Source organism: Kitasatospora sp. NPDC088346, assembly GCF_044740765.1.
Classification (GTDB): Bacteria; Actinomycetota; Actinomycetes; order Streptomycetales; family Streptomycetaceae; genus Kitasatospora.
Genome location: NZ_JBIURH010000005.1, coordinates 160,926 through 185,686 on the forward strand (window position 1 = coordinate 160,926; position 24,761 = coordinate 185,686).

23 protein-coding genes are annotated in these 24,761 nt (G+C 76.2%); 13 read left to right on the forward strand and 10 right to left on the reverse strand.

What is annotated here, in order from left to right; translation table 11 throughout:
- Positions 1-125: 125 nt before the first annotated feature.
- Positions 126-710 carry a DUF6434 domain-containing protein gene (locus ACIOFR_RS10085; RefSeq protein ID WP_400994367.1) on the forward strand — a complete coding sequence of 195 codons (585 nt, stop codon included), beginning with the start codon at positions 126-128 and terminating at the stop codon, positions 708-710.
- Between the two features lie 125 nt (positions 711-835).
- The gene (locus tag ACIOFR_RS10090; RefSeq protein WP_400994369.1) at positions 836-1,540 is read left to right on the forward strand and encodes an AAA family ATPase; all 705 of its coding nucleotides are present in this window, start codon (positions 836-838) and stop codon (positions 1,538-1,540) included.
- 3 nt (positions 1,541-1,543) lie between these two features.
- Here ACIOFR_RS10090 and ACIOFR_RS10095 read toward each other — a convergent pair whose 3' ends face one another.
- Positions 1,544-2,938: an MFS transporter gene (locus tag ACIOFR_RS10095; protein ID WP_400994371.1), complete on the reverse strand. Its 1,395-nt coding sequence runs from the start codon at positions 2,936-2,938 to the stop codon at positions 1,544-1,546.
- A 308-nt stretch (positions 2,939-3,246) separates the two neighbouring features.
- Between ACIOFR_RS10095 and ACIOFR_RS10100 the strand changes: the two genes are divergently transcribed.
- The 3 genes from ACIOFR_RS10100 to ACIOFR_RS10110 all read left to right on the forward strand — a co-directional run bounded on the left by ACIOFR_RS10100 (position 3,247) and on the right by ACIOFR_RS10110 (position 7,370).
- A complete protein-coding gene (locus ACIOFR_RS10100; protein WP_400994374.1) occupies positions 3,247-4,881 on the forward strand; it encodes a BBE domain-containing protein in 1,635 nt (544 codons plus the stop codon).
- A 108-nt stretch (positions 4,882-4,989) separates the two neighbouring features.
- The gene (locus ACIOFR_RS10105; protein ID WP_400994377.1) at positions 4,990-5,763 is read left to right on the forward strand and encodes a serine/threonine protein kinase; all 774 of its coding nucleotides are present in this window, start codon (positions 4,990-4,992) and stop codon (positions 5,761-5,763) included.
- Positions 5,760-7,370 (forward strand): serine/threonine-protein kinase, encoded by a 1,611-nt coding sequence (locus tag ACIOFR_RS10110; RefSeq protein WP_400994379.1) that lies wholly within the window; start codon positions 5,760-5,762, stop codon positions 7,368-7,370. Before ACIOFR_RS10105 ends, ACIOFR_RS10110 begins: the two co-directional genes overlap by 4 nt.
- Positions 7,371-7,434: 64 nt before the next feature.
- On the opposite strand, the gene ACIOFR_RS10115 is transcribed toward ACIOFR_RS10110, so the two are convergent.
- Complete coding sequence (locus ACIOFR_RS10115; RefSeq protein ID WP_400994381.1) at positions 7,435-7,806, reverse strand: hypothetical protein; 372 nt, start codon at positions 7,804-7,806, stop codon at positions 7,435-7,437.
- 400 nt (positions 7,807-8,206) lie between these two features.
- Here ACIOFR_RS10115 and ACIOFR_RS10120 point away from each other — a divergent pair, with 400 nt between their 5' ends.
- The 3 genes from ACIOFR_RS10120 (at position 8,207) to ACIOFR_RS10130 (ending at position 11,655) form a co-directional block, all read left to right on the forward strand.
- Positions 8,207-9,853, forward strand: a complete 1,647-nt coding sequence (locus ACIOFR_RS10120; RefSeq protein ID WP_400994384.1) for an MFS transporter — start codon at positions 8,207-8,209, stop codon at positions 9,851-9,853.
- A gap of 59 nt (positions 9,854-9,912) precedes the next feature.
- Positions 9,913-10,230: a GlsB/YeaQ/YmgE family stress response membrane protein gene (locus ACIOFR_RS10125; protein ID WP_400994387.1), complete on the forward strand. Its 318-nt coding sequence runs from the start codon at positions 9,913-9,915 to the stop codon at positions 10,228-10,230.
- Between the two features lie 156 nt (positions 10,231-10,386).
- On the forward strand, positions 10,387-11,655 hold the full coding sequence (locus tag ACIOFR_RS10130) for an APC family permease (protein ID WP_400994389.1): 1,269 nt from the start codon (positions 10,387-10,389) through the stop codon (positions 11,653-11,655).
- Here ACIOFR_RS10130 and ACIOFR_RS10135 read toward each other — a convergent pair.
- The 5 genes from ACIOFR_RS10135 to ACIOFR_RS10155 all read right to left on the reverse strand — a co-directional run bounded on the left by ACIOFR_RS10135 (position 11,636) and on the right by ACIOFR_RS10155 (position 16,276).
- A complete protein-coding gene (locus ACIOFR_RS10135; protein ID WP_400994391.1) occupies positions 11,636-12,250 on the reverse strand; it encodes a DUF309 domain-containing protein in 615 nt (204 codons plus the stop codon). The genes ACIOFR_RS10130 and ACIOFR_RS10135 overlap by 20 nt on opposite strands.
- A gap of 31 nt (positions 12,251-12,281) precedes the next feature.
- Positions 12,282-12,644 (reverse strand): gamma-glutamylcyclotransferase family protein, encoded by a 363-nt coding sequence (locus tag ACIOFR_RS10140; RefSeq protein ID WP_400994394.1) that lies wholly within the window; start codon positions 12,642-12,644, stop codon positions 12,282-12,284.
- 88 nt (positions 12,645-12,732) lie between these two features.
- The gene (locus ACIOFR_RS10145; protein ID WP_400994396.1) at positions 12,733-13,050 is read right to left on the reverse strand and encodes a hypothetical protein; all 318 of its coding nucleotides are present in this window, start codon (positions 13,048-13,050) and stop codon (positions 12,733-12,735) included.
- Between the two features lie 51 nt (positions 13,051-13,101).
- Positions 13,102-13,734, reverse strand: coding sequence for a response regulator transcription factor (locus ACIOFR_RS10150; protein WP_400994398.1), 633 nt, complete (start codon positions 13,732-13,734; stop codon positions 13,102-13,104).
- A 307-nt stretch (positions 13,735-14,041) separates the two neighbouring features.
- Positions 14,042-16,276, reverse strand: a complete 2,235-nt coding sequence (locus tag ACIOFR_RS10155; protein ID WP_400994401.1) for an FUSC family protein — start codon at positions 16,274-16,276, stop codon at positions 14,042-14,044.
- A 168-nt stretch (positions 16,277-16,444) separates the two neighbouring features.
- Here ACIOFR_RS10155 and ACIOFR_RS10160 point away from each other — a divergent pair, with 168 nt between their 5' ends.
- Both ACIOFR_RS10160 and ACIOFR_RS10165 read left to right on the forward strand, forming a co-directional pair.
- Positions 16,445-17,281: an MBL fold metallo-hydrolase gene (locus tag ACIOFR_RS10160; RefSeq protein WP_400994403.1), complete on the forward strand. Its 837-nt coding sequence runs from the start codon at positions 16,445-16,447 to the stop codon at positions 17,279-17,281.
- Positions 17,282-17,380: 99 nt separating this feature from the next.
- The gene (locus ACIOFR_RS10165) at positions 17,381-18,289 is read left to right on the forward strand and encodes a LysR substrate-binding domain-containing protein (RefSeq protein ID WP_400994405.1); all 909 of its coding nucleotides are present in this window, start codon (positions 17,381-17,383) and stop codon (positions 18,287-18,289) included.
- A gap of 6 nt (positions 18,290-18,295) precedes the next feature.
- Here ACIOFR_RS10165 and ACIOFR_RS10170 read toward each other — a convergent pair whose 3' ends face one another.
- Positions 18,296-19,774, reverse strand: a complete 1,479-nt coding sequence (locus tag ACIOFR_RS10170) for an aminotransferase class I/II-fold pyridoxal phosphate-dependent enzyme (RefSeq protein ID WP_400994408.1) — start codon at positions 19,772-19,774, stop codon at positions 18,296-18,298.
- A 148-nt stretch (positions 19,775-19,922) separates the two neighbouring features.
- Here ACIOFR_RS10170 and ACIOFR_RS10175 point away from each other — a divergent pair, with 148 nt between their 5' ends.
- The gene (locus ACIOFR_RS10175; protein ID WP_400994410.1) at positions 19,923-20,192 is read left to right on the forward strand and encodes a LapA family protein; all 270 of its coding nucleotides are present in this window, start codon (positions 19,923-19,925) and stop codon (positions 20,190-20,192) included.
- Between the two features lie 40 nt (positions 20,193-20,232).
- Here the strand turns inward: ACIOFR_RS10175 and ACIOFR_RS10180 are convergent, their stop codons facing one another.
- Positions 20,233-20,859 (reverse strand): hypothetical protein, encoded by a 627-nt coding sequence (locus ACIOFR_RS10180; RefSeq protein ID WP_400994412.1) that lies wholly within the window; start codon positions 20,857-20,859, stop codon positions 20,233-20,235.
- Positions 20,860-21,237: 378 nt separating this feature from the next.
- Between ACIOFR_RS10180 and ACIOFR_RS10185 the strand changes: the two genes are divergently transcribed.
- Positions 21,238-22,188, forward strand: coding sequence for a hypothetical protein (locus ACIOFR_RS10185; protein ID WP_400994414.1), 951 nt, complete (start codon positions 21,238-21,240; stop codon positions 22,186-22,188).
- 199 nt (positions 22,189-22,387) lie between these two features.
- Positions 22,388-23,488, forward strand: a complete 1,101-nt coding sequence (locus tag ACIOFR_RS10190) for a PAS domain-containing protein (protein WP_400994417.1) — start codon at positions 22,388-22,390, stop codon at positions 23,486-23,488.
- Here the strand turns inward: ACIOFR_RS10190 and ACIOFR_RS10195 are convergent.
- Entirely contained in the window at positions 23,479-24,759 is a 1,281-nt protein-coding gene (locus ACIOFR_RS10195; RefSeq protein WP_400994420.1) for an MFS transporter, read from the reverse strand. The two genes, ACIOFR_RS10190 and ACIOFR_RS10195, sit on opposite strands and share 10 nt — an antisense overlap.
- Positions 24,760-24,761 lie beyond the last annotated feature (2 nt).

Here is a 24,761-nt window from a genome sequence, read left to right on the forward strand (position 1 = left end):
CCCGTCCCGCAGTCGGACGACGGGGTGCCGGCGACGGTTCCCGACCAGGTCGGCGCACTCGCCGCACCGGGCCGCCCCTAGGATCGACGCACCCGGACACCGGTACGGGCGGCGAGGGGGGACGGATGCGGGACGGCGAAGCGGTGGGAGGCGGCCCGGCGGCCGACCGGCGGCCGGCCCCGGGACCGGGCCTGACCGGCGCCGAGCTGCGGCGCCGGTACTGGACCCTGGCGGAGCTCACCGAACTGGCCCGGACGGTCGGGGTCCCGGCCCGCGGCGGGAAGCAGGCACTGACGGCCCGGCTGTGCGCCGCCCTGGACGGCGGACCGCCACCGGCGGAGCCGCCGCCCGCCCGGCGCGGCGCCCGGGCACCCCAGCTGACGGCGCCGGTCGACGGCGGCACGGTCATCCCGGAGGGCCAGCGGTGCAGCCAGGTGCTGCGGGCGTACTTCCGGCAGGAGATCGGCCCGGCCTTCCACTTCGACGCCTTCATGCGTTCCTTCGTCGCCGACCACGCGGGCCGCACCCTGGCGGACGCCGTCCGGCACTGGCACGACACCCGGGAGCAGGCGGCCCGGCCGCAGGAGATCGGCGCGCAGTTCGAGCTCAACCGCCATCTGCGGGCCTGGCACGCCGCCCACCCGGACGGCACCCGGGCCCAGGCGCTGGCGGCCTGGCGCGAGCACAGGTCACGGCCGGCCGACGGCTGAGGCCCGGCCCCCGGCCCGTGGTTTGCCGCCGCCGCCGGCCGGACAACAACGGTCGGGGCCCTCCGCACGGACACCCGGCGAGGCCGTGCGAAGCTGTGGGCCGGCACGTCGGGACGGGAGCACAGATGGACGATCGGGGCAGGTCGGAGGCGGTCGCGGCACCGCGCACCGCCGGCTTGGTGGACCTGCGCGGCGGATCGGACGGCCCCGTGCTGCTGCACTACCCGCCGGACGCGGTGGTCGTGGTGTCCGGCCTGCCGGGCAGCGGGAAGAGCACGCTGCTGGGCCGCTGGTCGGCCGCGGTCGCGGTGGTCGACCCGCGGGACGTCCACGAGGCCTGCGAGGCGGTGATGCCCGAGCGGATCCCGTACGCCGTCTACCGGCCGTGGGCCCGGCTGGTGCACGTCCGGTGGCTGCGGGCGGCGGTGCGCGGCGGCGGCCCGCTGCTGGTGCACGACTGCGGCAGCCGTCCGTGGCTGCGCCGCTGGCTGGCCCGCAGTGCCGGGCGGCAGGGGCGCGAGCTGCACCTGGTGGTGCTGGACGTGGGCCACGCGGAGGCCCTGGCGGGCCAGCGGGCCCGGGGCCGCTGGGCGCCGCGCCGGGCATTCGCACGGCACCGCGCGGGGCTGGACCGCCTCCTGGCGGCCCTGGCGCGGCCGGCGGCCGGGACCGTGGCGGGGGCGGGGGCGGAGACCGTGGCGGGGGCGGCCCCGGTGCCCGCGGCGGTCGCCGAGGCCACCTCGGTGGTGCTGCTCGACCGGGTCTCCCGGGAGCACGTGTCGGCGCGGTTCGGCGCCGGGGCGGTCCGCACGGTGGCCGCGCGCCGGTGATCGTCAGTCGGCCGACCGGTCGCGGTCCGGGGCGTCGGTGGCCGGCCGGGGCGCGTGCACGGACAGCGGCGGCACCCGGCCGGAGACGACCAGCCGGTGCCGGACCACGAGGACGACGCCCGCCGCGAGCAGGATGACGCCGCCGCCGACCCGCAGCACGGCGTCGTAGGCGGCCTCGGCTCCGCGTTCGGGGGTCAGCGCGGCGATGGCGGAGGCGGCCGCCGCGAGCGCGACCGCGCCCAGGGTGACCAGGGCGGTGAGCACCACGCCGGAGGCCTCGCCGGCCCGGGCGGGCGGGACCACCTGCTGGGTGGCCACGGTGGCGAACGTCCAGCCGAGGCCGAGTCCCAGACCGCACCAGGCGAAGACCGGGACGTACAGCCACCACGCGGTGACCAGACTGAGTGTGATCATGCCGGTGCCGGCCACCACCCCGGCCAGGGCCATCACCGCGGTGGGCCGCATCCTGGGGGCGAGCCGGGCGCCGAGCGGACCGGCGCCCACCACCACCAGCGCGGGGGCCAGGAAGACGAGGCCCGCCGTCAGGGCGGACAGTCCGCGGACGCCCTGGAGGTAGAGCGTCGCGACGAAGACCGTGACGCCGTAGCCCATGTTGGCCACCGACCCCATGGCGGTGACCAGGACGAACGGGGGGTTGCGGAAGAGCCGCAGGTCGACCAGCGGGTGGGTCACCCGGCCCTCGCGGCGGACGAAGTAGGCGCCCAGCCCGACGGCGGCACCGAGCAGGACCAGCGTCCGGGCGCTGCCCCAGCCCCAGGCGCTGCCGCGCTCGACGGTCAGGGTGAGCGAGCCCAGGCAGCCCACCACGGTCAGCGCACCGGGCACGTCGAGCTGCCGGGGAGCGCCGGCGTCCCGGGAGTCGGGCACGAACAGCACCCCGGTCAGCAGGGCGAGCGCGCTGAGCGGTGCCAGCAGCCAGAAGATCCACCGCCAGCCCGGCCCCTCGGTCAGGCCGCCGCCCACGAAGGGGCCCAGTGCCGTGCCGATGTTGGCGATCCCGAAGACCGCGCCCAGGGCCCGCGCCCGGCTCTCGGCGGGGAAGACGTTGCTGACCACCGCGACCGAGACCGGGAAGACCAGCGCCGCGCCGACCCCCTGGACGATCCGGGCCGCCACCAGCAGGCCGAGCCCCGGTGCCAGCGCGCAGCCGACCGAGCCGGCGGCGAACAGGGTGTTCCCGGCCAGCAGCGCCCCGCGCCGTCCGAACACGTCGCCGATCCGGCCGCCGACGATGAACAGGCAGCCCAGGGCCAGCATGTAGGCGGACAGCGTCCACTGGGCGGCCGACACCGACACGTCCAGCTCGGCGGAGATTCCGGGGATCGCGAGATTCAGCGCGAAGAAGTCGAGCTGAATGCAGAACAGTGCGACCGCCACCGAGGCGAAAGCACCCGACCGAGTGGCCGAGGAGGTCCGCCGCCGCGGCATTCTCGACACTCCGCCACCTCCACGCTCGGCCGGGGCCGGAGCCGGCCCCCTGTCATTCTCGGCCGATCGGAGCGGGTCCGCAGCCCCGGGCGGCCGGGGCGCCGTCCGAGCGCGACGGAAAGGACCGGAGTGTCCGAAGTGACCGCCTCCGGAAGAATGCTAGCTTCAATTCGCCGGGAATCGACTGGATTTGACGCTTCGACAGCAAACCGTGCGATTATCTCCCGGCTCCCACTCCGGTGAAGGCGGGTCGACACGTGCAGCACGAGGTTTCACGACGCAAACTCCTGGGCGCCGCCGGGGCGCTGGCCGCCGGGGCGGCCTCGCTCGGCGCCGGGTCGACGCCGGCGACGGCCGAGCCGGCCGGGCCCGCCGACCCGGGCGAGCTCCGCGTCCTGCCCGGCGACGGGCGCTACGAGACCCTCAGTCAGGGCTTCAACCAGCGGTGGACCAGCGACCCGCGCTACATCCAGCTGGTCACCGGCGACTCGGGCGCCGTCGCCGCCGTCCGTGAGGCCCTCCACCGGGGCCTGCGGCCCACCGTGCGCAGCGGCGGCCACTGCTACGAGGACTTCGTCGAGAACACCGGCGGCGCGATCCTCGACCTGAGCACCATGCGGGGCGTGTACCGGGGCCGGGACAAGTACGGCGCCGCCGCCTACTGCGTGGAGTCGGGCGCGGAGCTCTGGGACGTCTACACCGAGCTGTTCCGCCGCTACGACGTGGCGGTCCCGGCCGGGTCCTGCTACTCGGTGGGCGCGGGCGGGCACATTTGCGGCGGCGGCTACGGCGTCCTCAACCGGCGCGACGGGCTGACGGTCGACCACCTGACGCAGGTGGACGTGGTCACCGTCCGGGACGGCCGGGTGGAGGTGACCTGCGCGCACCGCGACGACCCCGAGGGCTCGGACACCAGCCACCTGTTCTGGGCGCACACCGGCGGCGGCGGCGGGAACTTCGGGATGGTGCTGCGGTACTACTTCACCGAGCACCTGCCGCGGCCGCCGGCCCGCGTCTGGCTGAGCAGCATCGCCTGGCCGTGGGCGGAGATCCTGAAGAAGCCGGCCGACTTCACCCGGCTGATGACGAACTTCGGCGAGTTCTTCGCCGCGCACAGCGGCCCGGACGAGCCGCTCTACAACGGGCTGTTCAGCATCCTGAAGCTCACCCACAAGACCAACGGCAACCTCGCGCTGTTCAGCCAGTGGGTCGGCCCGGACACCGGCCCGCTGGACGCGTTCCTGGCCGCGATGGAGGCCGGTCTCGAAACGCCCGCGACCGTCCAGACCGACAGCGCGGGCGGGCTGTTCCTGCCGTACCCGGACCGCCGGCGGCAGATGCCCTGGCTCCAGGCGACCCAGACGCTCAACGGCTCCGGTGCCAACCAGCGCGGCAAGTACAAGTCCGCGTACCACCGCAAGCCGTTCTCGGACCACAACATCGCCGCCACCTGGACGTGGCTCACCAAGGACGACCCGGGGGTGGACCTGACCCAGACCCTCGTGCAGATCGACGCCTACGGGTGCCGGGTGAACGCGGTCGACCCGTGTGCGACGGCCGTCCCGCAGCGCGACTCGTTCATGAAGCTGCAGTACCAGACCTACTGGACCGTCCCCGCCCAGGACGACGCCCACCTGGAGTTCATCCGGGGCTTCTACCAGGACGTCTACGCGGCGACCGGCGGGGTGCCGGAGATCAGCGACGCGGGGCACGACCTCGGGACGGACGGCGCCTACGTCAACTACCCGGACGTGGACCTCGGGATCGCCACCGACCCGGCGCCGGCCTATCCGCGGCTGTACTACAAGCAGAACTATCCGCGGTTGCAGCTGGCGAAGCGGATCTGGGACGCCGGGAACGTCTTCCACCACAAGCAGTCCGTGGTCGGCTGATCCGGCCGGACCGGACTCCCCGACCCACCCGATCCGGTGACCGAGGGTGACCGGGCGGTGGCGGAACGCGTACCATCGACCCGTGCGCGCGGTGGGAAGGGGAGCTCGGTGGACACGGTGATCGTGCAGCTGCCCGACGGCCCGGCCGTCCTGGCGGGGGCCCGGCGGGAGCGGCCCGAGCTGCTGCGGATGGGGCCGGGCGAGAGTGCCGACTTCGGGCGCGGGGCCCCGGGCCGGCCGGTCGCCGTCCGGCTGGACGACCGCGGCGTCTCCCGCCGGGCCGGCGAGGTCACGGCGGCCGAGGACTACTGGCGGCTGTCCAACTTCAGCGGCTCGGCGACGTACGTGGTGGAGAACCTCGAAGGCGCGGGCGAGCACGTCAAGGTGGCCCCCGGGCGGCTGGGCGCGCCCGTCCCGTTCGAGTTCTCCCGGGTGGTGCTGCCGTCGGTCACCGGCACCACCCACTTCAAGGTCTTCGCCCCGCAGCACGCCTTCCTGGACGGCGGAGCGGAGTCCGGCGGCGGCGGCGAGCACACGGTCAGCCCGTTCGCGCTGGACCCGACGTCCAAGTACTTCCTGGTGCTGCTGGCCCTGTGCGAACCGCGGCTGCGCGACGCCTCCGCCGCCGCGGTGCCCGGCGTCAACGACGTGCTGGAGCGGCTGCGGGCGCTGCCGTCCTGCCGCAAGCTGACCCGTTCGGCCGTGAACTACCACATCGACTACCTCGCGGAGGCGAAGCTGCGGCTGCGCGGGGAGGAGGACCGGGAGCCGGGCGCCGCCGGGCGCACCGGGCGCAAGCGCGAGGAACTGGCCGCGCTGGCCCTGCGGTTCGACCTGGTCCGTGAGGACCACCTGCCGCTGCTCCCGCCGCCCGCCCGGTGAACCGCGGGCGCGGGGACGGCGGGAACGGCGCGAGCGGGAACGGCGGGGACGCGACCGGCGGGGACGCGACCGGCGAGAGCCCGGCGATCGACGACGCCGGCCGGCCGCCGCTGGAGGTGCCGCCGGGCTACCTCGTCGCGGGCCACCGGGTCACCCGGCTGATCGGTTCCGGCGGTTGGGGCAGCGTCTACGCGGCCCGGGACGCCGCGGGCGCCACGGTCGCGGTGAAGTTCCTGCCCGCGGGGACGCCCGGCCCGGTCCAGCGCCGCACCGCGGAGGAACTGGTGCGCCGCGAGGTGGAGTTCAGCGAACGGGCCGACCACCCCCAGCTGATCCGCACGCTGGCCGTGGTCACCCTGCGGGACCCGGAGCACCCGCACCTGGACGGCGCCGTCGCCCTGGTGATGGAACGCGCCGAACGCAGCCTCCAGCAGCGGCTGCGCGCCGGTGAGCCGGGCACCGGACTCCCCGACGCCGCCCGACTGCTGACCGAGGTGTGCGTCGGCCTGGCCCACATGCACGGCCGGGGCTGGGTGCACGGCGACCTCAAACCCGCCAACGTGCTGCTGATGGCGGACGGTGGCGTCCGGCTGGCCGACTTCGGGCTGACCGCCGAGCTGGAAGGCACCCACGCCTACACCCCGCCGCTCGGCTCGCCGGACCACGTCCCGCCCGAGTGGTGGTCCCAGCGGTCCGGCGCGCACGGGGTCGAACTGCGGCCGAGCGCCGACATCTGGGCCTTCGGGGTGCTGGCCCACCAGGTGCTCACCGGCGGCCTGCACCCCTTCCTCGGCGCGACCGCACGGGCGAGGGCACTCGCCGCGCAGGCGTACGCCCGGGGCGCGGCCCCGCTGCGGCTGGACGAGCACCTGCCGGACGGCTGGCGCGCCCTGATCGGGGCCTGCCTCGCGGGCGGGCGCGACGCCCGGCCGGACGCGGACGCGTTGCTGGCCCTGGTCCGGGCCGTCGACCGGCCGGTCCGGCGCCGCCGCCGGCCGCGCCGGGTCGTCGCGCTGCTGGCCGGCTGCACGCTGGTGGCGGCCGCCTCGGCCGTGGCCCTGCTGCCCAGGGGCGGCGCCCCCGCGCCGCCGCCCCCGGCCGCCGGGTCGCCGTCGGCCGGCCCGGCGGGGCGGACCGGACCTGCGGCCGGCGCGCTGCCGGCGGACGCCGACGTCCCGGCCGAGTTCCGGGAGCCGATCGACCGTGCCGCCCGGCAGTGCCCGGAGCCCGAGGTGACTCCGGCGCTGCTGGCGGCGATGCTCAAGGCGGAGAGCGGGTTCGACCCGGCCGCCGCCCGGCCGCAGGCCCAGGAGTACGGCATCGCGATGTGGACGCCCTCGGTGTTCAACGCCTGGGCCCAGGACGGCGACCACGACGGCCGCAAGGACTACATGTCGCCGCCCGACGCCATCATCACGATGGGCGGCTACGTCTGCTGGCTCGACCAGCAGCTCAAGCACCGCGGGTACACCAGGGACCTGCCGGCCCTGATCGTCGCCGGTTACCGCACCAGCGACAAGACGGTCGCAGACACCGGGGGCGTCCCGGAGCGGGTCCGGGCGCACGTGGACACCGTGCTGCGCTACCTCGCCGGGTACGGCGGCTGAGCCGGAGCCGGCCGGAACCCCCGTCCCCGGCCGGCCCGGCCCGGCGATGCCGCCCGGCGGCCGGTCAGCAGAAGGGCAGGCCGGGGACCGGCTCGTCGTTGCCGCCGCCGGAGAGGTGGATGACGTTGACCCAGACGCCGCGGTTGCCGCTGTCGTCGTCGGTCTTGGCGTACCAGAAGTTGTGGTACTGCCCGTCGGACATCTCGGTGCCCCTGGCCTGGCAGTAGAAGTAGTTGTCGCCGGCGTGGAGCGTGCCGACCCGGACGTTGTTCTCGCGGAAGGTCGGGGCGTCCTTCCAGACGTGGCAGTTGTAGGTGCCGTTGCCGTTGTCGGTGCAGCCGCCCGCCGCGTCGGCGGCGGTCGCCGACAGGCCGAGGGTACCGAGGCCGAGCACCGTCGCCGCACCGGCCAGGGCCAGCCTGCGCACACCGAACATGGGAATCTCCTTCTGTTGACGGGTAGTTGACGCCTCGACGGGGTCTTCCGACTGCCCACCACCGGCGCAGCACCCAGACAACCAGCGCATCCCGCGGACCGGTACCTGACATCCGTCAGGGCCGGGCGGGCGGGCGTCAGCGTGCCGTCAGGGCGGTCGGGCGTCGTCGGGACCGCAGGAAGGGAGCCGGCCCGGGGGCAGAGAGGCCGGGCCGGCTCCGGGTCCGGCTCCTGCCCGCTCCGCACGGTCGGTACGGGTGGCCACCCCCGGGAGGGCGGTGACCACCCGCCATTCGTATGACATCCCCCCGGCTCCGCGCGCCGCCGCCGCGCGTTGCGGGCAGGCTCGGACCGGGGCTCCGCCGCCGTGGAGCCCGGCCGGACCGGACCGTACGGGAGGGATGTGGGTCGTGGCGTCCGCAGACGAGAGCAGGCCCTCGGCAGCACCGACCAGCCGGAACCTCGCCCTGGCGGGCATGCTGTTCGCGGTCTCGATGACCTTCATCGACCAGACCATCGTCTCCATCGCGGCACCGAGCATCATCGGCGAGCTCGGCCTGTCCTCCTCGGGGATGCAGTGGGTGGTCAACTCCTACCTGCTGTCCCTGGCGGCCTTCTTCGCCCTCGGCGGGCGGCTCGCCGACATCCTCGGGCACCGCCGGATGGCGCTGGTCGGCACGGTGGTGTTCGTGGTGTCCTCCGCGCTGTGCGGGGCCGTGCCCTCGGGCGGCGCCGCGCAGACCTGGCTGGTGGTCTTCCGGGCCGTCCAGGGGCTCGGCGCGGCGCTGATGTTCCCGGCCGCGCTGGCGGTGGTGGTCGAGGTGTTCCCGGTCGACCGCCGGGGCCGGGCGCTCGCGCTGTTCTTCGGCGTCTCCGGGGCGCTCACCGCGCTGGGGCCGATCCTGGGCGGCTGGCTCACCAGCTGGACCTGGCGGGCGATCTTCTGGGTGAACGTCCCGGTGGCGGTGATCGCCGTGGTCCTGACCCTGATGGCCAGGATCCGCAACACGCCCCGCCCCGAACCGGTCGACTGGCCCGGCGCCTTCCTCACCGCCGTCGGCATGGGACTGAGCGTGCTGGGCCTCCAGCAGGCCTCCTCCTGGGGCTGGGGCAGCGCGCTCACCTGGCTCTGCATCGCCGGTGGCCTGGCGGTCCTCGCCCTGCTGGTGGTGGTCGAACTGCGCAGCCGCGATCCGCTGATCACCATGCAGATCTTCGCGGACCGGGCGTTCTCGGTGGACAACGCGGTGCTGTTCTTCGCGATGATGGCGTTCGTCCCGGTGTTCTTCTTCGCCTCCGTGTACGCGCAGGTCGCGCTGGACTACTCCCCCGACGAGGCCGGCATCTACCTGCTGCTGTTCTTCGCCGGCTTCGGACCGGCCTCGCAGGTCGGCGGCCGGATGCTGGACCGGCGCGGGGCGCGCACCCCGATGCTGGTGGGCACGGCGCTCGGCGCCGTGGGCTTCGCGCTGTGGGCCGGGAAGATCACCGACCTCTCGTTGAACGCCCAGTGGCCGTACATCGTGCTGTCCGGCGCCGGCATCGGGTTCCTGCTCACCCCGGCCTCCACCGACGCCGTCAACCGGGCCATCGGGCGCTCCTACGGCGAGGTCACCGGGATCACCCAGACGGTCCGCAACTACTCGGCCAGCGTCAGCCTCGCCGTGCTGGGCACCGTCCTGCTGCACACCACCGCCGACCGGGTCCAGCAGACCCTGGAGCAGCACGGGCTGCCGGCCGCGCAGGCCCGCACGACGGCCGAGCGGATCGCGCAGGGCATCACCGGGCACGGCGGCGGCAGCGGGACGCCGGGCGGTGTCGACAGCACCCTGCTCGGCCAGATCCGGGCGGACTTCGCGGAGGCCAACCAGCGGGTGTTCTACGGCATGGCCGCGGCGCTGGCGGTCGCCTTCGTCTGCGCCCTGCGGCACCCGGGCACCCGGGTCACCGAGGCCACCGAGCCTGCCGAGGCCCAGGAGGCCACCGCGGCCACCGCGGCCACGGAGCCGGCCGGGCCCGTCGAACCACCGCCGGCCGCCGCGCCCTGACCCGCCGCCGTGGCGGCCGGGCGCTGGACATGCCGAATCGGATGCCCTGCGGGATCCTGATGATCACACCGCTGTGCGGCGGCGCGGACGACAGACCGGAGGACACCGTGTTCCAACTGCTCTGGATTCTGCTGATCGGATTCGTCCTCGGTGTGCTGGCCAAGCTCATCCTGCGCGGGCCGCAGTCCATCCCGTGGTGGCTGACCATGCTGCTCGGCGCGCTCGGTGCGCTGGTCGGCAACCTCGTGGCCGGCTGGATCGGGGTCGGGCACACCTCGGGCATCGACTGGATCCGCCACCTGCTGCAGATCGGCTTCGCCGTGCTGTTCGTCGCGCTGGTGGCACCGGCGTGGGGGCGCCGAAGCCCCACCCGCTGACCGTCCGGCCCCGCGAGCGGCCCCCCGCGCCGGGCTGCGCGGCGGGGCCGCCGTCCCGTGCACCGGCTCCCGCCACCTCCCGGTCACCTCCCTCCGGTACGGTGCCCCCGGCACGGGCCCGCCCAGGGCCCGGCGCGGCACCGACGAGGAGCGACCATGACGACCGGGACCGTGCCGGACACCGCCGGGCTGGAGCGGCGGCTCGGGGTGTTCGACGCCGTGGTGATCGGGCTCGGGTCGATGATCGGCGCGGGCGTCTTCGCCGCTCTGGCGCCCGCCGCCGCGGCGGCCGGCTCGGGGCTGCTCGCGGCGCTGGCGGTCGCGGCCGTCGTCGCCTACTGCAACGCCACCTCCTCGGCCCGGCTCGCCGCCCGCCACCCCGCCTCCGGGGGGACCTACGTCTACGGCCGCGAGCGCCTCGGCCCGTTCTGGGGCCACCTCGCGGGCTGGGGTTTCGTGGCCGGCAAGACCGCCTCCTGCGCGGCGATGGCCCTGACCGTGGGGGCCTATCTCTGGCCCGCGCAGGCGCACGCCGTCGCTGTCGCCGCGGTGGTCGCCCTCACGGCGGTCAACTACGCGGGGGTGCAGAAGTCCGCCTGGCTGAGCCGAGTGATCGTGGCCGTCGTCCTCGCCGTGCTGGCCGCGACCGTCACCGTCTGCCTGGCCGGCGGCTCCGGCGGGCGGGCCCTGCCGGCCGTCGGGTCCGGGCCGGGGGCCGGCGGGGTGCTGGAGGCCGCCGGGCTGCTCTTCTTCGCCTTCGCCGGGTACGCGCGGATCGCCACCCTGGGCGAGGAGGTCCGCGATCCGGCCCGGACCGTCCCCCGGGCGATCCCGCTGGCCCTGGCCATCACCCTGACGGTCTACACGGCCGTGGCGGTCGCCGTGCTCGTGGTGCTGGGGCCGGAGCGCCTCGCGCACAGCACCGCGCCCCTGGTGGAGGCGGTCCGCGCGGCGGGGGCGCCGGCGCTCGCGCCGGTCGTGCGCGCAGGCGCCGCGGTGGCCGCGCTCGGCTCACTGCTCGCGCTGATCCTGGGCGTCTCCCGGACCACCCTGGCGATGGCGCGCGACCGGCACCTGCCGCACGCCCTGGCGGCCGTCCATCCGCGCTTCCACGGCCCGCACCGCGCCGAGCTCGCGGTCGGGGCCGTCGTCGCGGTCGTCGCCGGCACCGCCGACGTCCGGGGCGCGATCGGGTTCTCGTCCTTCGGCGTGCTGGTCTACTACGCGATCGCCAACGCCGCCGCCCGCACGCTGACGCCCGAGGAGAACCGTCCTCCGCGGGCCGTCCCGCTCGTCGGCGCGGCCGGCTGCCTGGTGCTGGCCTGCACCCTCCCGGCGGCCTCGGTGGCGGCGGGGGCGGCGGTCCTGGCGCTGGGCGCGGCCTCGTACGGCCTGCGGCGGGCGGTCAGCTCCGGGAGGCGGTGAGCCGGGGGACGTCCGGCGCGTCGAGGATGTCCGCGGCGGCCGAGCGCTCGCGCGCCCAGCGGACGACGGCCGAGAGGTCCACGCCGTACGGGCGCGCCTCCCCGTACGGGGCCAGGCCGTCGGCCGCGCGGGCCAGCAACGCCCGGGCACCCACCGGGTTGCCGCGGGCGGCGTGGGTCAGGCCGACGGCGAACTGCGCGAGGCCCCGCCACAGCGCCCGCTCGGCGTCCGGCCCGGACTTCCAGCGGTCCTCCAGCACCTCGTGGGCGTGGAAGGGCCGGCCCGCGTCCAGCAGCCGCTGCGCCTCGGTCACGGTCTGCTCACCGGAGCGGACCACCCCCTCGGGCTGGCGCATCACCCCCTGCCGCCCGTACGGGAGGGGGCGCCCGAGCCCGTCCCTGGGCCGCCCGTTGCGGGCCCGGCCGTCGGCGTCGCGGTCGCGGCCGCCGCGGCGGGGCGGGGCGGCCACCGGGACGACGGCGCCGCAGAACTCGCAGGCGCCCGGTCCGGGCCGCTCGCGCGGCCGGCCGCACGCGTCGCAGACCCGCTCCAGCCAGCAGGCCGGGTCGCCGCCGTCCCCCACCGATTCGCTCATACGGCCATTGTGGCGCCTCCCGCGGCGGCGGTCAGCGCCCGGCGGCGGCCGCGTCGAGGTAGGCCCAGGCCCGCTCCCCGGAGCGCAGCACGACCGCGACCCGGGCGTAGGCGGCGACCTCGTGCTCGTCCGCGGCCGCGAGCTCGACCTCGCTGACCGTCAGGACGGTGCCCTTCACCACGTCGGCCGGGTCGGGCGAGGGGAGGACCAGCGGGTGGCGGTCGCCGCCGCTCACCGCGATCACCTCGGGGTCGGTGATCGCGATGTACGTCGTCCGGTGGCCGGGCAGCGCGTCGGGGCGCCCTTCGAGCACCCGGCCGAACCTGGCGAGCTGCACGTCGCGCCGTTGCAGCGTGCCGTACGAGAAGAGCTGATGGGTGGTGGGCTCGGTCATCCGGGCGGTCCTCCGTCGTCAACGGTCCTGGCATCGTGGCTTCCCGGCGGGAGGCCGGCGCTGCGGCGCGACACCCCGGCCGGCGGGCTCAGGTCTCCATGCTCCGCACGGTCCGCGGGGCGCACACGTACACGTGCTCCGGCGCTCGGTCGGCCGAGCGCAGCTCCACCAGCGGGCAGCCGTGGTGCGGTTCCAGGCGGTAGTGCGCGGCGTAGCCCTCGGCGGGGCCGCGGCGGTCCACGACGACGGCCCCGTCCGGTGCGGGCCGGGCGGCCGGGGCGGCGGCCCTCGGTGTCGGGCCGGGGCCGGCGGCGGGCGGGGCGCCCAGCGCGGTGAGCGGCAGCGCGGCCGGCAGCAGGCTGAGCGCGGCGACGGTGACGACGGCCGGGACGGTTCGGTGCGACACGGTGGTGCTTCCTCGGGGAATGGGCGACGGCGGGGGGTCGTTCGGGTCGGCTCAGATCACGCCCGCGCGCAGCGCGTACGCGACGGTGTGGGCCCGGTTGTGCAGGTTCAGCCGGCTCATGGCGCCGTGGATGATGTTCTTGATGGTGCGTTCGGAGTAGTTCAGGCGTTCGGCGATGGTGGCCGTCTCCAGACCCTCGGCGATCAGCCGGATCACCTCCACCTCCCGGCTCTCCAGGGGTGAGGTGGTCAGCCCGTTCGGTGCGAGCACGTCGTGCTGGATCGCCCTGACCCACTCCACCAGCCAGGCCACCGCGTGGCCGGGCATCTCGGCGTGGCCGTCCCGCGCGCCGATAACGGCGCGCAGCAGCCGTTCGGGGGTCGCCTCGCGGCGGTGGATCACGCTCGTCACGCCGGAGCTGACGGCCCGCATCAGGTGCTGCTCGCGGGCCACGTCCCCGACGATCACCATCCGCATCGCGGGGTTCTCGGACTCGCGGGCCGTCTTCTCCAGGCAGCCGAGGGTCTCCTCGGTCACCTCGCCGGTGAGCAGCAGCAGGACGTCGGCCTCGGCCCGGCGGCTCGCCGGCAGCAGGTTCACCGCGGGGCTCGGCCGCAGCATCGCAGCGACACCTGCACTGGAGAGGGGGTCGCCGGAGAGGACGGCGACGGAGACGGGGTTCACGGGTTCTCCTGCTTTCGGCGACGGTCCGGGACGCGCCCCCGCCGCCGGCCGGCGGCGGGGATGCCTCCCGGACCGGACGGGCCCGCGACCGTGCGGTCGGGCACGGACCGGCCGGGTCCGTCCGGACGTCGGGTGGGTCGGGCCGGCCGCCGGTCCGCCCGGAGCCAGTGGCCGACCCGGTGCGGACCTGCTGTCCGACGTACCCGGCACAGGTCCGGCCGGGCAGGTCCACGCTAGGGAGGGCGTCCACCGAAGGCATTACGGTCGGGACCGAAAGATCGCCCCACCGGGGGTGCCGGGCGGTGGCTCAGTGGCCGGGCGGGCCGACGTGCGACGACGGACCCGGGCTGCCGGGGCGGGACGCGGCCGGGACGGGGGCCGGGGTGATCCGGGCCAGGTCGGCGGCGAGTCCACGGAGCCAGGCGTCGGTGTCGAACAGTGCGGGCAGCGCGGCGGGCGGGACGGCGCCGTCGGTCAGGCCCGGCGGCAGGCCGGGTCCGCCGGGCCCGGGCGGTGGCGCTCCCGGCCCGGCGGCGGAGCCGAGCACCTCGCCGGCCCGCAGGTAGCGGTGGGCCACCCGGTCGCCGCGCCGGACCAGCCAGGCGCCCGCGTCGGAGCGCGGCGGCCGCCCGACCGGCAGTTCGTGCAGGTCCAGCAGCCGGCGCGAGCCCCGCAGCGCGTGGTGACCGGCGATCAGGGCCGCCTGCCAGTCGGTGGCACCGGGCGCGGCGCCGGGCGGCTCGCTCTGGTACTGGGTGTAGGTCGACTCCGCCATGATCAGGGCGTGCAGCAGGGCCGGGTTGCCGTCGTCCGGCTGCCGTCGTCCGGCCGCGACCGCCGCGGTGGTCGAGGTGACCGTCCCGGCGACTGTGCGCAGCAGGACGGCGACGTCACGGCGCAGTTCCTCGTGGGCGCCGCGGGGCCAGGCCAGCACCCCGATCACCAGGCCGATCAGGCTGCCCACCAGGACGTCCAGCACCCGGGCCTCGGCCAGCCGCCATCCGGCAGGCGCGAGCTGGGCGAACACCATGGAGACCACCAGGGTGAACAGGCCCTGCGCCCAGCCGAGGCCGAGCAGCGGACCGAGGGAGAAGGTGGCCAGCATGACCACGGGCAGGGCCACCGCGTAGACGTTGGTGTGGTGGCCGACGGCCGTCAGGAGGACCGCGGCGGTGGCGGCGCCGAGCAGGGTGCCGGTCAGCGCCCGGCGGACGCCGTCGCGGGTCTGGACGGCGGTGGTCCGGGTCAGGGTGAGGGCCGCCAGCATGGCCCAGAAGCCGTGCGGGAGGGAGGCCACGCCGGCGACCGTGCGGGCGGCGGCCAGGCCGAGGCTGATCCGTACGGCGTTCTGGAAGTGGACGGAGTGCGGGCTGAGGTGGCCGGCCACCCGCTTCCACCACAGCGCGGCGGCGGACTTCCCGGCGTACCAGAACGCCCCGCCGGGGGCGCCGGGCGGCGCCTCCCGGCCGCGGATGGCCACGTCGACGGCGCGCAGCGTGAACAGGGCGGCGTCGGCGACCTCCAGCAGGGCCGCCTGCCGGCCCAGGGCGCCCGCCAGGCCGTCGTCGGCGGTGGCGGCCCAGGCGGCGCGGCGTTCCCGGAACCTCGCCAGGGCCGCTTCCAGGGCGGTGGCCGGGGCCGGGTGCCAGGACCGCAGGGCGCTCGCGGCGAGACCGGCCGCGGTGGCCACCGCGGCGAGCAGTTCGGTGCCGGGGTCGGTGGTGGCGGGCCGGTGCCCGGCGGGCTCGGGAAGCTCCCGCAGCCGGGCCAGCAGGACGCGGGCGCCGCCGCCCGCGTCGGCCAGCGCCCGTTCCCGCACCCCCGGCCCGGCCTGCCGTTCGGCGGGCGGCACCAGGGAGGGGCGCAGGGCCACGCCCGCGGCCTCGGCGGCCGCCCGGGAGCCGGCGGAGATCCGCCACGGCGGGTCCGACAGCTCGCCGGCGCAGCGCTGCGCGCACCGCGCGGCCCCGGCGGCCAGGTCGCGGTAGGAGGGGTTCGGCGGGTCGGGCAGCAGGAAGGCCTCGGCGGCGATCAGCAGCACCACCCCCAGGGTGACGCCGCCGAGCCGTTCGTCGAGGGTGTGCGGCTCGTACGGCGGGAAGCACGGCAGGATGTAGAGCAGTTGCAGGCCCGGTGCGGCGCCGGCGATCCGCGGGCCGGCCACGGCGCCGAAGGCCAGGACGAAGCCGATCACCAGGGTGCCCAGCACGGCGCTCCAGGTCCGGACCGCGAGCAGGGTGCCGATGGTCACCAGGACCCATCCGGCGGGCAGCACCCGTACGAGCACGGCGGCCCGCTGGCGGCCGGTGCCGGGGATCCGGGAGAGGCCGGCCAGAGCCACCGCGGCGAACAGCGCGTACGTGCCGGTGACCGGCTGTCCCAGGCCGTAGAGGCAGAGGTAGAAGCCGGCGCAGGCGGACACCGTCACCCGGACGGCCCGCCGGGCGGCCTCCGGGCCGGGGCCGGTGCCGGTGCGCAGGAACGCGACGGGCCGGCGCGGGGCTCGTACGGCGGGCCCGCCGGTGTCCGGATCGCTGCTCATGGACCGTCCCTGCCTGTCCGTTCGGCCGTCCTTCCCCAGCATGGCACCGGGTCCCTGCCGCCGCGCCCGACGGACCGCGGGGCCCCGCCTCTGGACGGGAGCCCCGCTCAGCGGGAACAGTGTCCCTGCTCGCCGGTGTCCGGCGATCCCCGATCTGGCGGAGGCGGCATGACCATCCATCACCTCGACTGCGCCGGCATGTGCCCGGCCGGCGGCCGGCTGCTGCTGGGCAGCGGCGGCCTGCTGACCGGACGGATCGTGGGCCACTGCCTGCTGGTCGAGACCGAGGACGGGCTGGTCCTGGTCGACACCGGGCTCGGCACCGGGGACGTCGCGGACCCGCGCAGACTCGGGACGGCGTTCCGGCTCACCATGCGGCCGCAGCTCTCGCTCGCCCGGACGGCCCTGCACCAGGTGCGGGCGCTCGGCTACAGCCCGCTGGACGTGCGCCACATCGTGCTCAGCCATCTGGACCTCGACCACGCCGGCGGGCTGGGCGACTTCCCGCACGCGCGGGTGCACGTGCTCGCCGACGAGCTGCGCGCGGCCCGGGCCCGGGCCACCCGCAACGAACAGGACCGCTACCGACCCGCGCAGTGGGCGCACAACCCGCTCTGGGTCGAGCACGAGGCCACCGGGGACCCGTGGTTCGGCTTCGAGGCGGCCCGGCCGGTGTCGGAGGCCGTCCCGGAGGTCCTGCTGGTCCCGTTGCGCGGTCACACCCGCGGGCACAGCGGCATCGCGGTGCGGGACGGCGACCGCTGGCTGCTGCACTGCGGCGACGCGTACTTCTCGCACACCGAGGTGGACCTCGCCACGCCGCGCTGCCCGCCCGGGCTGGCCGCGTTCCAGCGGTTGGTCTCGCGGGACGACCGGGCCCGGCTGCACAACCAGGAGCGACTGCGGGCGCTGCGCCACGAGCAGGGTTCGGCGGTCCGGTTGTTCTCGGCGCACGACCCGTTCGAGTTCGACCGGATGCGGGACCTGGTCCCGTCCGCGGGCTGAGCCGCTGAGCTACCGTGGGGGCCCGGGCCGGACCGCCGGGCCCCCACCGGGGCCGTCCGTGCGGGGCCGCCGGGCACCCCGTCCACAGCAAGGCCCGCCATGCTCGAACTCCGCCACCTCCAGGTGCTGCGCGCGATCGCCCGGGAGGGCTCGCTCGCCGCCGCCGCCCGGGCGCTGCGGCACAGCCAGCCGACCGTCACGCACCACCTGGGCACCCTGGAGGCGCACTTCCGGACCAGGCTGGTGGAGCGCGGCCCGCGCGGCGCGGTGCTCACCGAGGCCGGGGAGGCGCTGCTGGTGCACGCCGAGGCCGTCCTGGGCCGGATCGCACGGGCCGAGCAGGAGGTCCGGGGCCTGGTCGAGCAGGGCGCGGTGGCCCTGCGGGTCGGCACCTTCCCGACGGCCGGGGCCCTGCTGCTGCCGCCGGCCGTCCGGCAGGTGCACGGCCACGGCGTCCGGGTGTCGCTGACCGAGGGCGAGCTGCCCGACCTGCTGGCCGGGCTGCGCGCCGGGGAGCTGCACCTGTCGCTGGTGTTCTCGCAGCCCGGCGACCGGCTCGGACTGGACGAGGACTTCGCGGTCCACCCGCTGCTGGCGGACCCGCTGCTGCTCGTACTGCCCGCCGGGCACCCGCAGGCCGGGGTGGAGCGCGTCCCGCTGGCCGCGCTGCGCGACGAGGGGTGGATCGTCGGCACCACCGACGCCGACCCGTGCGACCGGCTGCTGCGCCGGGCGTGCGCGCGGGAGGGGTTCGAGCCGGTGCACGCGCTGCGCACCGACGACTACGGGGTGATGCAGGGGTTCGTCGCGGCCGGGATCGGGGTGGCGCTGGTCCCCCGGTTGGGCCTCGGCCGGCCCCGGGAGGACATCGTGGTGCGGGAGTTGGAGGGCCTGGTGCTGGCCCGTCAGATCGGGGTCGCGATGCCCGCGTCGGGCACCTCGCCGGCCGCGCTGGGCCTGCTGGCGGCGCTGCGCCGGCAGGCCCGGGTGCTGGCCGGGCCGGTCTGACGGGCCCTACTCGTCGACGACCCGCAGGGTGGTGACGGCGTGGTCCGCCGCGCCCCGGACGTGGCCGCCCGGGGTGGCGGCGGTGCGGCGGAGGAAGTCGACCAGCTCCCGGGTGATCACCTCGCCCGGGAGGACGTTCGGGATGCCCGGCGGGTAGGCCGACAGGGTGTCGGCGCTGACCCGGCCGACCGCCCGCTCGGCGGGGACGGCGCCGCCCGGCGCGAGGAACGCCGCGCGGGCCGTCATCCGGACCGGTCCCGGGGCGGGCAGCCGGAGCCGGGCCGGGGCGGCGGAACCGGCCAGCGGTGCGGGCAGCGCGTGCAGGGCCTCGGCGAAGCGCACCGGGTCCGGGGCGGCGCCCGCCCCGACCACCGCGACGATCGCGGAGTCCGTGGCGACCTCGACCATGATCCGGTGCTCGGTCATCAGCCGCCGCCGGGCCTCGTGGCCGCCGATGCCACCGGCCCGGGTGTCGATCGCCACGCGCAGCGGGTCGGCGGCCGCGATGTCGGGGAAGCGTGCGAAGCCGTCGCTGACGACACCGAACCGGCCGGTCGCCCGGACGGCGGCACGCATCGCGTCGGCGGCGTCCAGCGAGGCCGTGATCGCCTCCTTCCCGGTCACCAGGGTGCGGCGGGCGAGGTCGAGCGAGGCCAGCAGCAGGGCGCTCGCGCTGGTCGACTGGGTGAGGTGGAAGACCCGCTGGAGGTGGGGTTCCAGGACGTCCGCGTACGGCCCCTCGCCCAGGTGCAGCATGGCCGACTGGGTGAGGCTGCCGCCCAGCTTGTGGGTGCTGGAGACCACCAGGTCGGCGCCGTGCGCGAGGGCGCCCGCGGGGAGGTCCGGGTGGAAGCCGAAGTGCGAGCCCCAGGCCTCGTCGACGATCAGCGGCACCCCGGCCCGGTGCGCGGTGTCCGCCAGCGCCCGGACGTCCGCCACGGCGCCGAAGTAGCTCGGCGTCACCACGTGGGCCGCCGCCGCGCCGGGGTTCGCGGCCAGGGCCGCGGCCAGGTCGTCGGCGGTGACGCCGTGCGCGATCCCGAGGTCCGGGTCGATCGAGGGGTGGACGTAGGCGGCGCGCAGGCCGGAGAGGACCAGCCCGTCGATCACGCTGGAGTGCACGCTGCGCTGCACCACCAGGGTGTCGCCGAGGGAGCGGGCGGCCAGCACGGCGATCCGGTTGCCCTGGGAGGCGCCGTTGGTCAGGAACCAGGTGCGGCGCGCTCCCCAGGCCTCGGCGGCGAGGCCGAGCGCCCGGTCGAGCGGGCTGTCGGGGCCCAGGTCGATCCCCTCCAGCAGCGGCGGGACGTCCAGCCGCAGCGGGGCGTCGCCGAGCAGCCCCGACAGGTCGGCGAACTGCCCCGCGCAGGCCGCGTGCCCGGGGACGTTGAGGCGCAGCCAGTCGTGGGCGGTGGTGCGCAGGACGGCGTCCGCGTAGGGCGCGGTGTGCTGCGGGGGAACGGGAGCGGTACGAGAGGATCTCACCCGTCGAGACTGGCACCGGCCGGGGCGGGGCGGTACGCGGGTGTTCTCTGGCGGGGTCCAGGTTTCTTCTATGGCCCGCTCCCGGCCGAACGGGCCCGGGATGGCGCTGCCCGGGACCGCCGGGCCATTCCGCACCATACTGGGAGGTATGGCGCAGAACACCACTCCGCCGCACGGCCCGTCGACCCTCACGGTCAAGGGCCGGGCCGTGCGGCTTCGCACGATCGGGGTCGCCGTCATCGCGGTGCTCGCGATCTGGTTCATCGCGGCCAACACCGGGTCGGTCTCGGTCAGGCTGTGGATCCCCACCGTCACCCTGCCGCTGTGGGTGGTACTGACGGTGACACTGCTGGCCGGCATGGTGATCGGGTGGTTCCTCGCCCGCCGCCGTGCCCGACCACCGGCGGGCCCCCGCTGACCGGCGGGCCGCCGCGGCCGGTCGTCGGCGGCGCGTGCCGTCAGTAGCGCTGGGCCTGGGCGACCCTCGGGACGAGCGCGGCGTCCGGCGACTTCTTGGTGAACGCGATCGGGGCGGCCGTGGCACCGGCCGCCAGGTTCTCGGTGCCCACCACGGTGGTGTCGACCACCGCGCCCGAGGTGTCCAGGAACTCCACCCGCACCGCGTACGAGGCCGCGCTGCCGCTGCTGTTGACGATGGTGACCGTCGCGGCGTTCAGGTTGCCCGAGGTGGCCCGGGGCACGCCGGTGATCGTCACGTCGGAGATGGCGTTGCCCTGGCCCGTCGCGGACTGCAGGGCCGCCTCGGCGGCGGCCCTGCTGCGGGCCAGCTCGGCCGAGACCGAGGCCTCGAAGGAGGCGGCGGCCGAGGACAGCGAGGACGCCGCCTGCGAGACCGAGGCCCGGGCCGAGGAGGCCAGCGAGGACAGCGCGGACGGCGGGGAGCCGGAGAATCCGCTCGGCACCGGCGAGAAGCTGGACGCCGCCGTGGAGGACCCGCCGGACCCGCCGTAGGAGCTGGAGCAGCCGGCGATCGCCAGCAGCCCCGCCACCGCCACCGCCAGGCCCGTCAGCAGCCGCCACGAGCCGGGCCCGGCCGGCGCGGGGCGCGCGTGATGTCTGGTCAAGGATCCCCTCCACAGGGCGCGGCCGGGCACCGGTGCCGGACCTCCGGCTGCCCACACTGGCGCAGCGTCCGCGACCGCCGCGAGCCGCCTGACCCATTCGGCGGTGCGGGCTCACCCTCCTCCCGGACCGGGGTCGCACGGCCGGGTTGCCTGCTGCGCCGTCCGGAGTAACGTGGGAGTCGAGCGGAGAGACGGAGTGTTCAAGTCCTCCCAGCTCCACCACCGGGGGCTGTAGCTCAATGCAGAGCGCCCCGCTCGCCCAACCTCCCCGAGGGCCGGTGCCCGTCACCGGCCCTTCCGGCTGCCCGGCCCCCGCGACGGTGGGGCGGGCTCCGTCGACGGGCGCGTGTGCCGGGCGCGGCCGGGTAGAGGCAGAGCATGGGATTCCTCCGCAGAGCGTCAGAGCCCCCAGAACCCCCGGACTCCTCGGGGCCCACCGGACCCTCGGCGCCCACGGCGCCCTCGGAGCCCACGGAGCGCGATCCGGCCGGCGAGGTCGGCGCCCGGTCCGACGGCGGGCAGGAGCTCGGACCGGCCCAGGCGGCCGACGAACTCGACGCGCTGGCACGGGAGATGGAGGGCTCGACCGCCTCCCGCAAGCGCGGTACGCGGCGGACGGCGGCGCTGGTGCGGGCCACCGCCAGGACACTGGGGCGGGGCGGTACGGCGGCGGCCAGGAGCGCCGGTTACGGCAGCCGCGCACTGGCCGACCGGCTGCTGAACCTGGCCCCGCGGATCCCGGTCCGCGACCTGGCGACGCTGCGCGCGCAGCATCCGGGGGCGCGCGGTCCGGAGGAGCTGGCCGAGCTCCTGGTCACCGGTGCACTGCGGGCCTCGGGTGCGGTGGGCGCGAGCATCGGGGCGGCCGCGATGCTGCCCGTCCCCCTGGCGATGCCGCTGGAGATCGCCGCGGAGACGCTGGTGGTGGCCGCGGTGGAGGTCAAGCTGATCGCGGAGCTGCACCAGGTCTACGGCCTGCCGGCGAGCGGGAGCACCACGCAGCGGGGCGTCGCGTACGTCGGCGCCTGGGCGGACCGGCGGGGCATCGACGGTTCGGCGCTGGCCCACCCCGGGGGGCTGGTCGCGCTGGCAGGGCTGGCCGTCGGCTCCGAGGTCCGGCAGAAGGTCACCAAGCGGCTCACCCGCAGCACCCTGCGCAAGCTGCCGTCGCTCGCCCCGATGCTGGTCGGCGCCGGGGTGGGGGCGTCGCTGAACCGCCGGGACACCGCGAAGCTGGCCTCGCGCGTCCGGGCGGACCTGCGCGGCCGCACGCCGCCCGACCCGGGCTACTGGACGGCGGCCGCGCCGCCGCTGCGTCCGCCGACCTGACCGGGCACTCCCGACCCCCGCCGATCTGCGGGTCCCGGCGGCGGGCGGCGCGGTGTATACCGGATACGGCACATGGGCGACCGGGTCCGACGGCCGTCCGACGGACCGACCCCGGTCGCCGGTGCGGCCGACACCTCATCCATGATCATTGCGGGCCTCCGACTCGGAGCGGCCCTCGACGAGATGGAGGAGCACGCGGATGGACACGGCCTGGCGACCGGGACTCGACGACCCCGACGGGCCGCCCGCCCGGCGGGATATGACGGTCCGTCAGCCGGGCGCTGACACCGGACCGCAGACCGACCCGGCGGCCGATCCGGACGCCGCACGGTGGTTCGCGACGCTGGCCGCCTACGCCCCCGCACCGGCCTTCGTCCGCGACGGGGACGGGCGCTACCTGTGGGTGAACGCCGCCTACGCGCGCCTCTACGACACCGAACCGGACGAGATCGCCGGGCGCCGGGTGGAGGAGGTCGATCCGCCGCAGGACGCGGCCGTGTTCCGGGCCCTGGACCGTGACGTGCTGACGGCCCGTCGGCCGGTCCGGCACAGCCTGACGTTCCGCCACCCGGACGGCTCCCCGGGGCAGGCGGTCGGCCACCGGTTCGTCCTGGAGAGCAGCGGCGGTCCCTGCGTCGGCGGCATCTACTCCGACGTCACGGGCCACACCAGGACGCTGGAGGAGAAGGCCGCCGTCGACGAGGAGATCCACGCCCTCCGGGAGCGGACCGGCCTCGCGGTGGTGACCGTCGGCCCGGACGGCCGGGTGGAGCGGGCCAGCGGCGGCGCCGCGGAGCTGCTGGGCAGCAGCCGCGGCGCGCTGGAGGGCTCGGTGGCCGTCGACCACCTGGACGGCGAGGCCGACCTCCGGTCACTGGCCCGCGCGTGGGCGGACCTGGTGAACGGCAGGACCTCGCGGTGCAGCGAGGTCCTGCGGTTACGGGTGGTGGGCGGCGGCGGGCGGCTGCTGCGGGCGGACCTGGCCGCGGTCCGGGCCGGTGGCACGACCGAACGGGTGCTGGCGGTGCTGACCCCGCTGGGCGCGCCGACCCCGGAGCGGACCAGGGTGAGCCCGCTGCAGCTGCGGGTGCTGACCCTGATGGCCGGCGGCCAGCCGAACAGCGGCATGGCGTCCCGGCTGGGGCTCTCCCGCCAGGCGCTGGACTACCACCTGCGGCGGCTGCGCAAGCTGCTGCACGCGGCCTCCCGCCCGGAGATGGTGGCCCGCGCCTACACCCTGGGGATCCTGGACGCGACCACGTGGCCGCCACGGGCCACCGCGGGCGTCTTTCACGGCTGATCGGCCGGAGCCGCCCGCCGGCCGCGGACCAGCCGCAGCGCGAGCGCGACGGCGCCGAGCAGGAGGCAGGTACCGATCGCGGAGTGCACCAGCAGGGCGTCCAGCCGGTCGGCCGCGAGGTAGGCGCCGACGGCCAGCGCCACCAGGGCGCACACCCCGCGGTCGATGATCGACTCCAGCGACAGCAGGGTGGCCCGGTACGGGGTCGGCGGGATGGCCGCGTTGATCAGGTTGCGCTGGACGGGATAGGCCAGTCCGGTCGCGGCCGCGAACAGGCACAGCCAGCCGATCGTCACCACCGCGCCGGACATCGAGGTGGCGGCCAGCGAGAGCGCCATGACGATGCTGAGCACCGTCACCGCGACCGTGTCGGACAGCCGGGAACGGATCCACCCGGGCCGGGCCGAGCCGATCGCCTCGGCCACGGTCATCGCCGACAGCACGGCGCCGTGGTCGGCGACCGGGACGGCCTTGGCGAGCAGCAGCGGCTGGAACAGGTTGACCTGGCAGATCCGGGCCAGCGTGAAGATCGCCACGCCCTGCACCATCAGCGGGCCGAGCGCCCGGGAGGTGCGCAGCACCGACAGCGCGTGCCGGGCGGAGTCGAGGAACCCCGCGCCGCCGGCCTCCGGCCGCCGGGCGCCGGGCCGCGCCGCGCCACCGTCCGGCGCCGCCAGGGCGGGCAGGGCGGTGGCGCAGGCCAGCGAGCCGAGGGTGCAGACCGCGGTCAGCAGGTACGGGGCCTGGTGCTGGAGGCCCATCAGCACGCCGACCAGCGGCCAGCAGGCGATCTTCGCCCAGAGGCCCAGCGCCCGGGCCGTGCCCTCCGCCTGGACGTAGTGGTCACCGGCGCCGTGGGCGTGCAGGTACTCGTAGAGGTACGCGCTGGAGGCGCCGGAGACCAGCGAGCGGGCCGCGGCGATCGCCAGGAAGTGCAGCAGGAAGCCGGTGGCCGAGGGCCAGGCGACCGGCAGCAGGTTGGCGGCCGTCATGACGGCCGCCCCGAGCTGGAGGCAGGTGCGCTGGCCGATCCGGTCGGCGACGAAGCCGGTGGGTATCTCCAGCAGGCAGAACGCCACGTAGTACACGCTCTGGATGCCGAAGATCTGACCATCCGTCAGGCCGGCCTGGCGCTGGTACTCGTAGAAGACCGGCATCCACCACAGCAGGTTGAACAGCAGCTGGAAACCGTTGTTCAGGCGGACGACGCGGCGGACCTCGGGCGGCGCGGAGACCGACCGCCCTGGACGGGTGAGCAGGGACGGGGACATGG

What these genes read in the sequence shown, in the direction of transcription:
- ACIOFR_RS10085 (WP_400994367.1), top strand. Translation starts at nt 126, where the DNA reads ATGCGGGACGGCGAAGCGGTGGGAGGCGGCCCGGCGGCCGACCGGCGG.
- ACIOFR_RS10090 (WP_400994369.1), top strand. Translation starts at nt 836, where the DNA reads ATGGACGATCGGGGCAGGTCGGAGGCGGTCGCGGCACCGCGCACCGCC.
- ACIOFR_RS10115 (WP_400994381.1), bottom strand. Translation starts at nt 7,806, where the DNA reads ATGTTCGGTGTGCGCAGGCTGGCCCTGGCCGGTGCGGCGACGGTGCTC.
- ACIOFR_RS10120 (WP_400994384.1), top strand. Translation starts at nt 8,207, where the DNA reads ATGTGGGTCGTGGCGTCCGCAGACGAGAGCAGGCCCTCGGCAGCACCG.
- ACIOFR_RS10125 (WP_400994387.1), top strand. Translation starts at nt 9,913, where the DNA reads ATGATCACACCGCTGTGCGGCGGCGCGGACGACAGACCGGAGGACACC.
- ACIOFR_RS10130 (WP_400994389.1), top strand. Translation starts at nt 10,387, where the DNA reads ATGACGACCGGGACCGTGCCGGACACCGCCGGGCTGGAGCGGCGGCTC.
- ACIOFR_RS10135 (WP_400994391.1), bottom strand. Translation starts at nt 12,250, where the DNA reads ATGAGCGAATCGGTGGGGGACGGCGGCGACCCGGCCTGCTGGCTGGAG.
- ACIOFR_RS10140 (WP_400994394.1), bottom strand. Translation starts at nt 12,644, where the DNA reads ATGACCGAGCCCACCACCCATCAGCTCTTCTCGTACGGCACGCTGCAA.
- ACIOFR_RS10155 (WP_400994401.1), bottom strand. Translation starts at nt 16,276, where the DNA reads ATGAGCAGCGATCCGGACACCGGCGGGCCCGCCGTACGAGCCCCGCGC.
- ACIOFR_RS10160 (WP_400994403.1), top strand. Translation starts at nt 16,445, where the DNA reads ATGACCATCCATCACCTCGACTGCGCCGGCATGTGCCCGGCCGGCGGC.
- ACIOFR_RS10165 (WP_400994405.1), top strand. Translation starts at nt 17,381, where the DNA reads ATGCTCGAACTCCGCCACCTCCAGGTGCTGCGCGCGATCGCCCGGGAG.
- ACIOFR_RS10175 (WP_400994410.1), top strand. Translation starts at nt 19,923, where the DNA reads ATGGCGCAGAACACCACTCCGCCGCACGGCCCGTCGACCCTCACGGTC.
- ACIOFR_RS10185 (WP_400994414.1), top strand. Translation starts at nt 21,238, where the DNA reads ATGGGATTCCTCCGCAGAGCGTCAGAGCCCCCAGAACCCCCGGACTCC.
- ACIOFR_RS10190 (WP_400994417.1), top strand. Translation starts at nt 22,388, where the DNA reads ATGGACACGGCCTGGCGACCGGGACTCGACGACCCCGACGGGCCGCCC.
- ACIOFR_RS10195 (WP_400994420.1), bottom strand. Translation starts at nt 24,759, where the DNA reads ATGTCCCCGTCCCTGCTCACCCGTCCAGGGCGGTCGGTCTCCGCGCCG.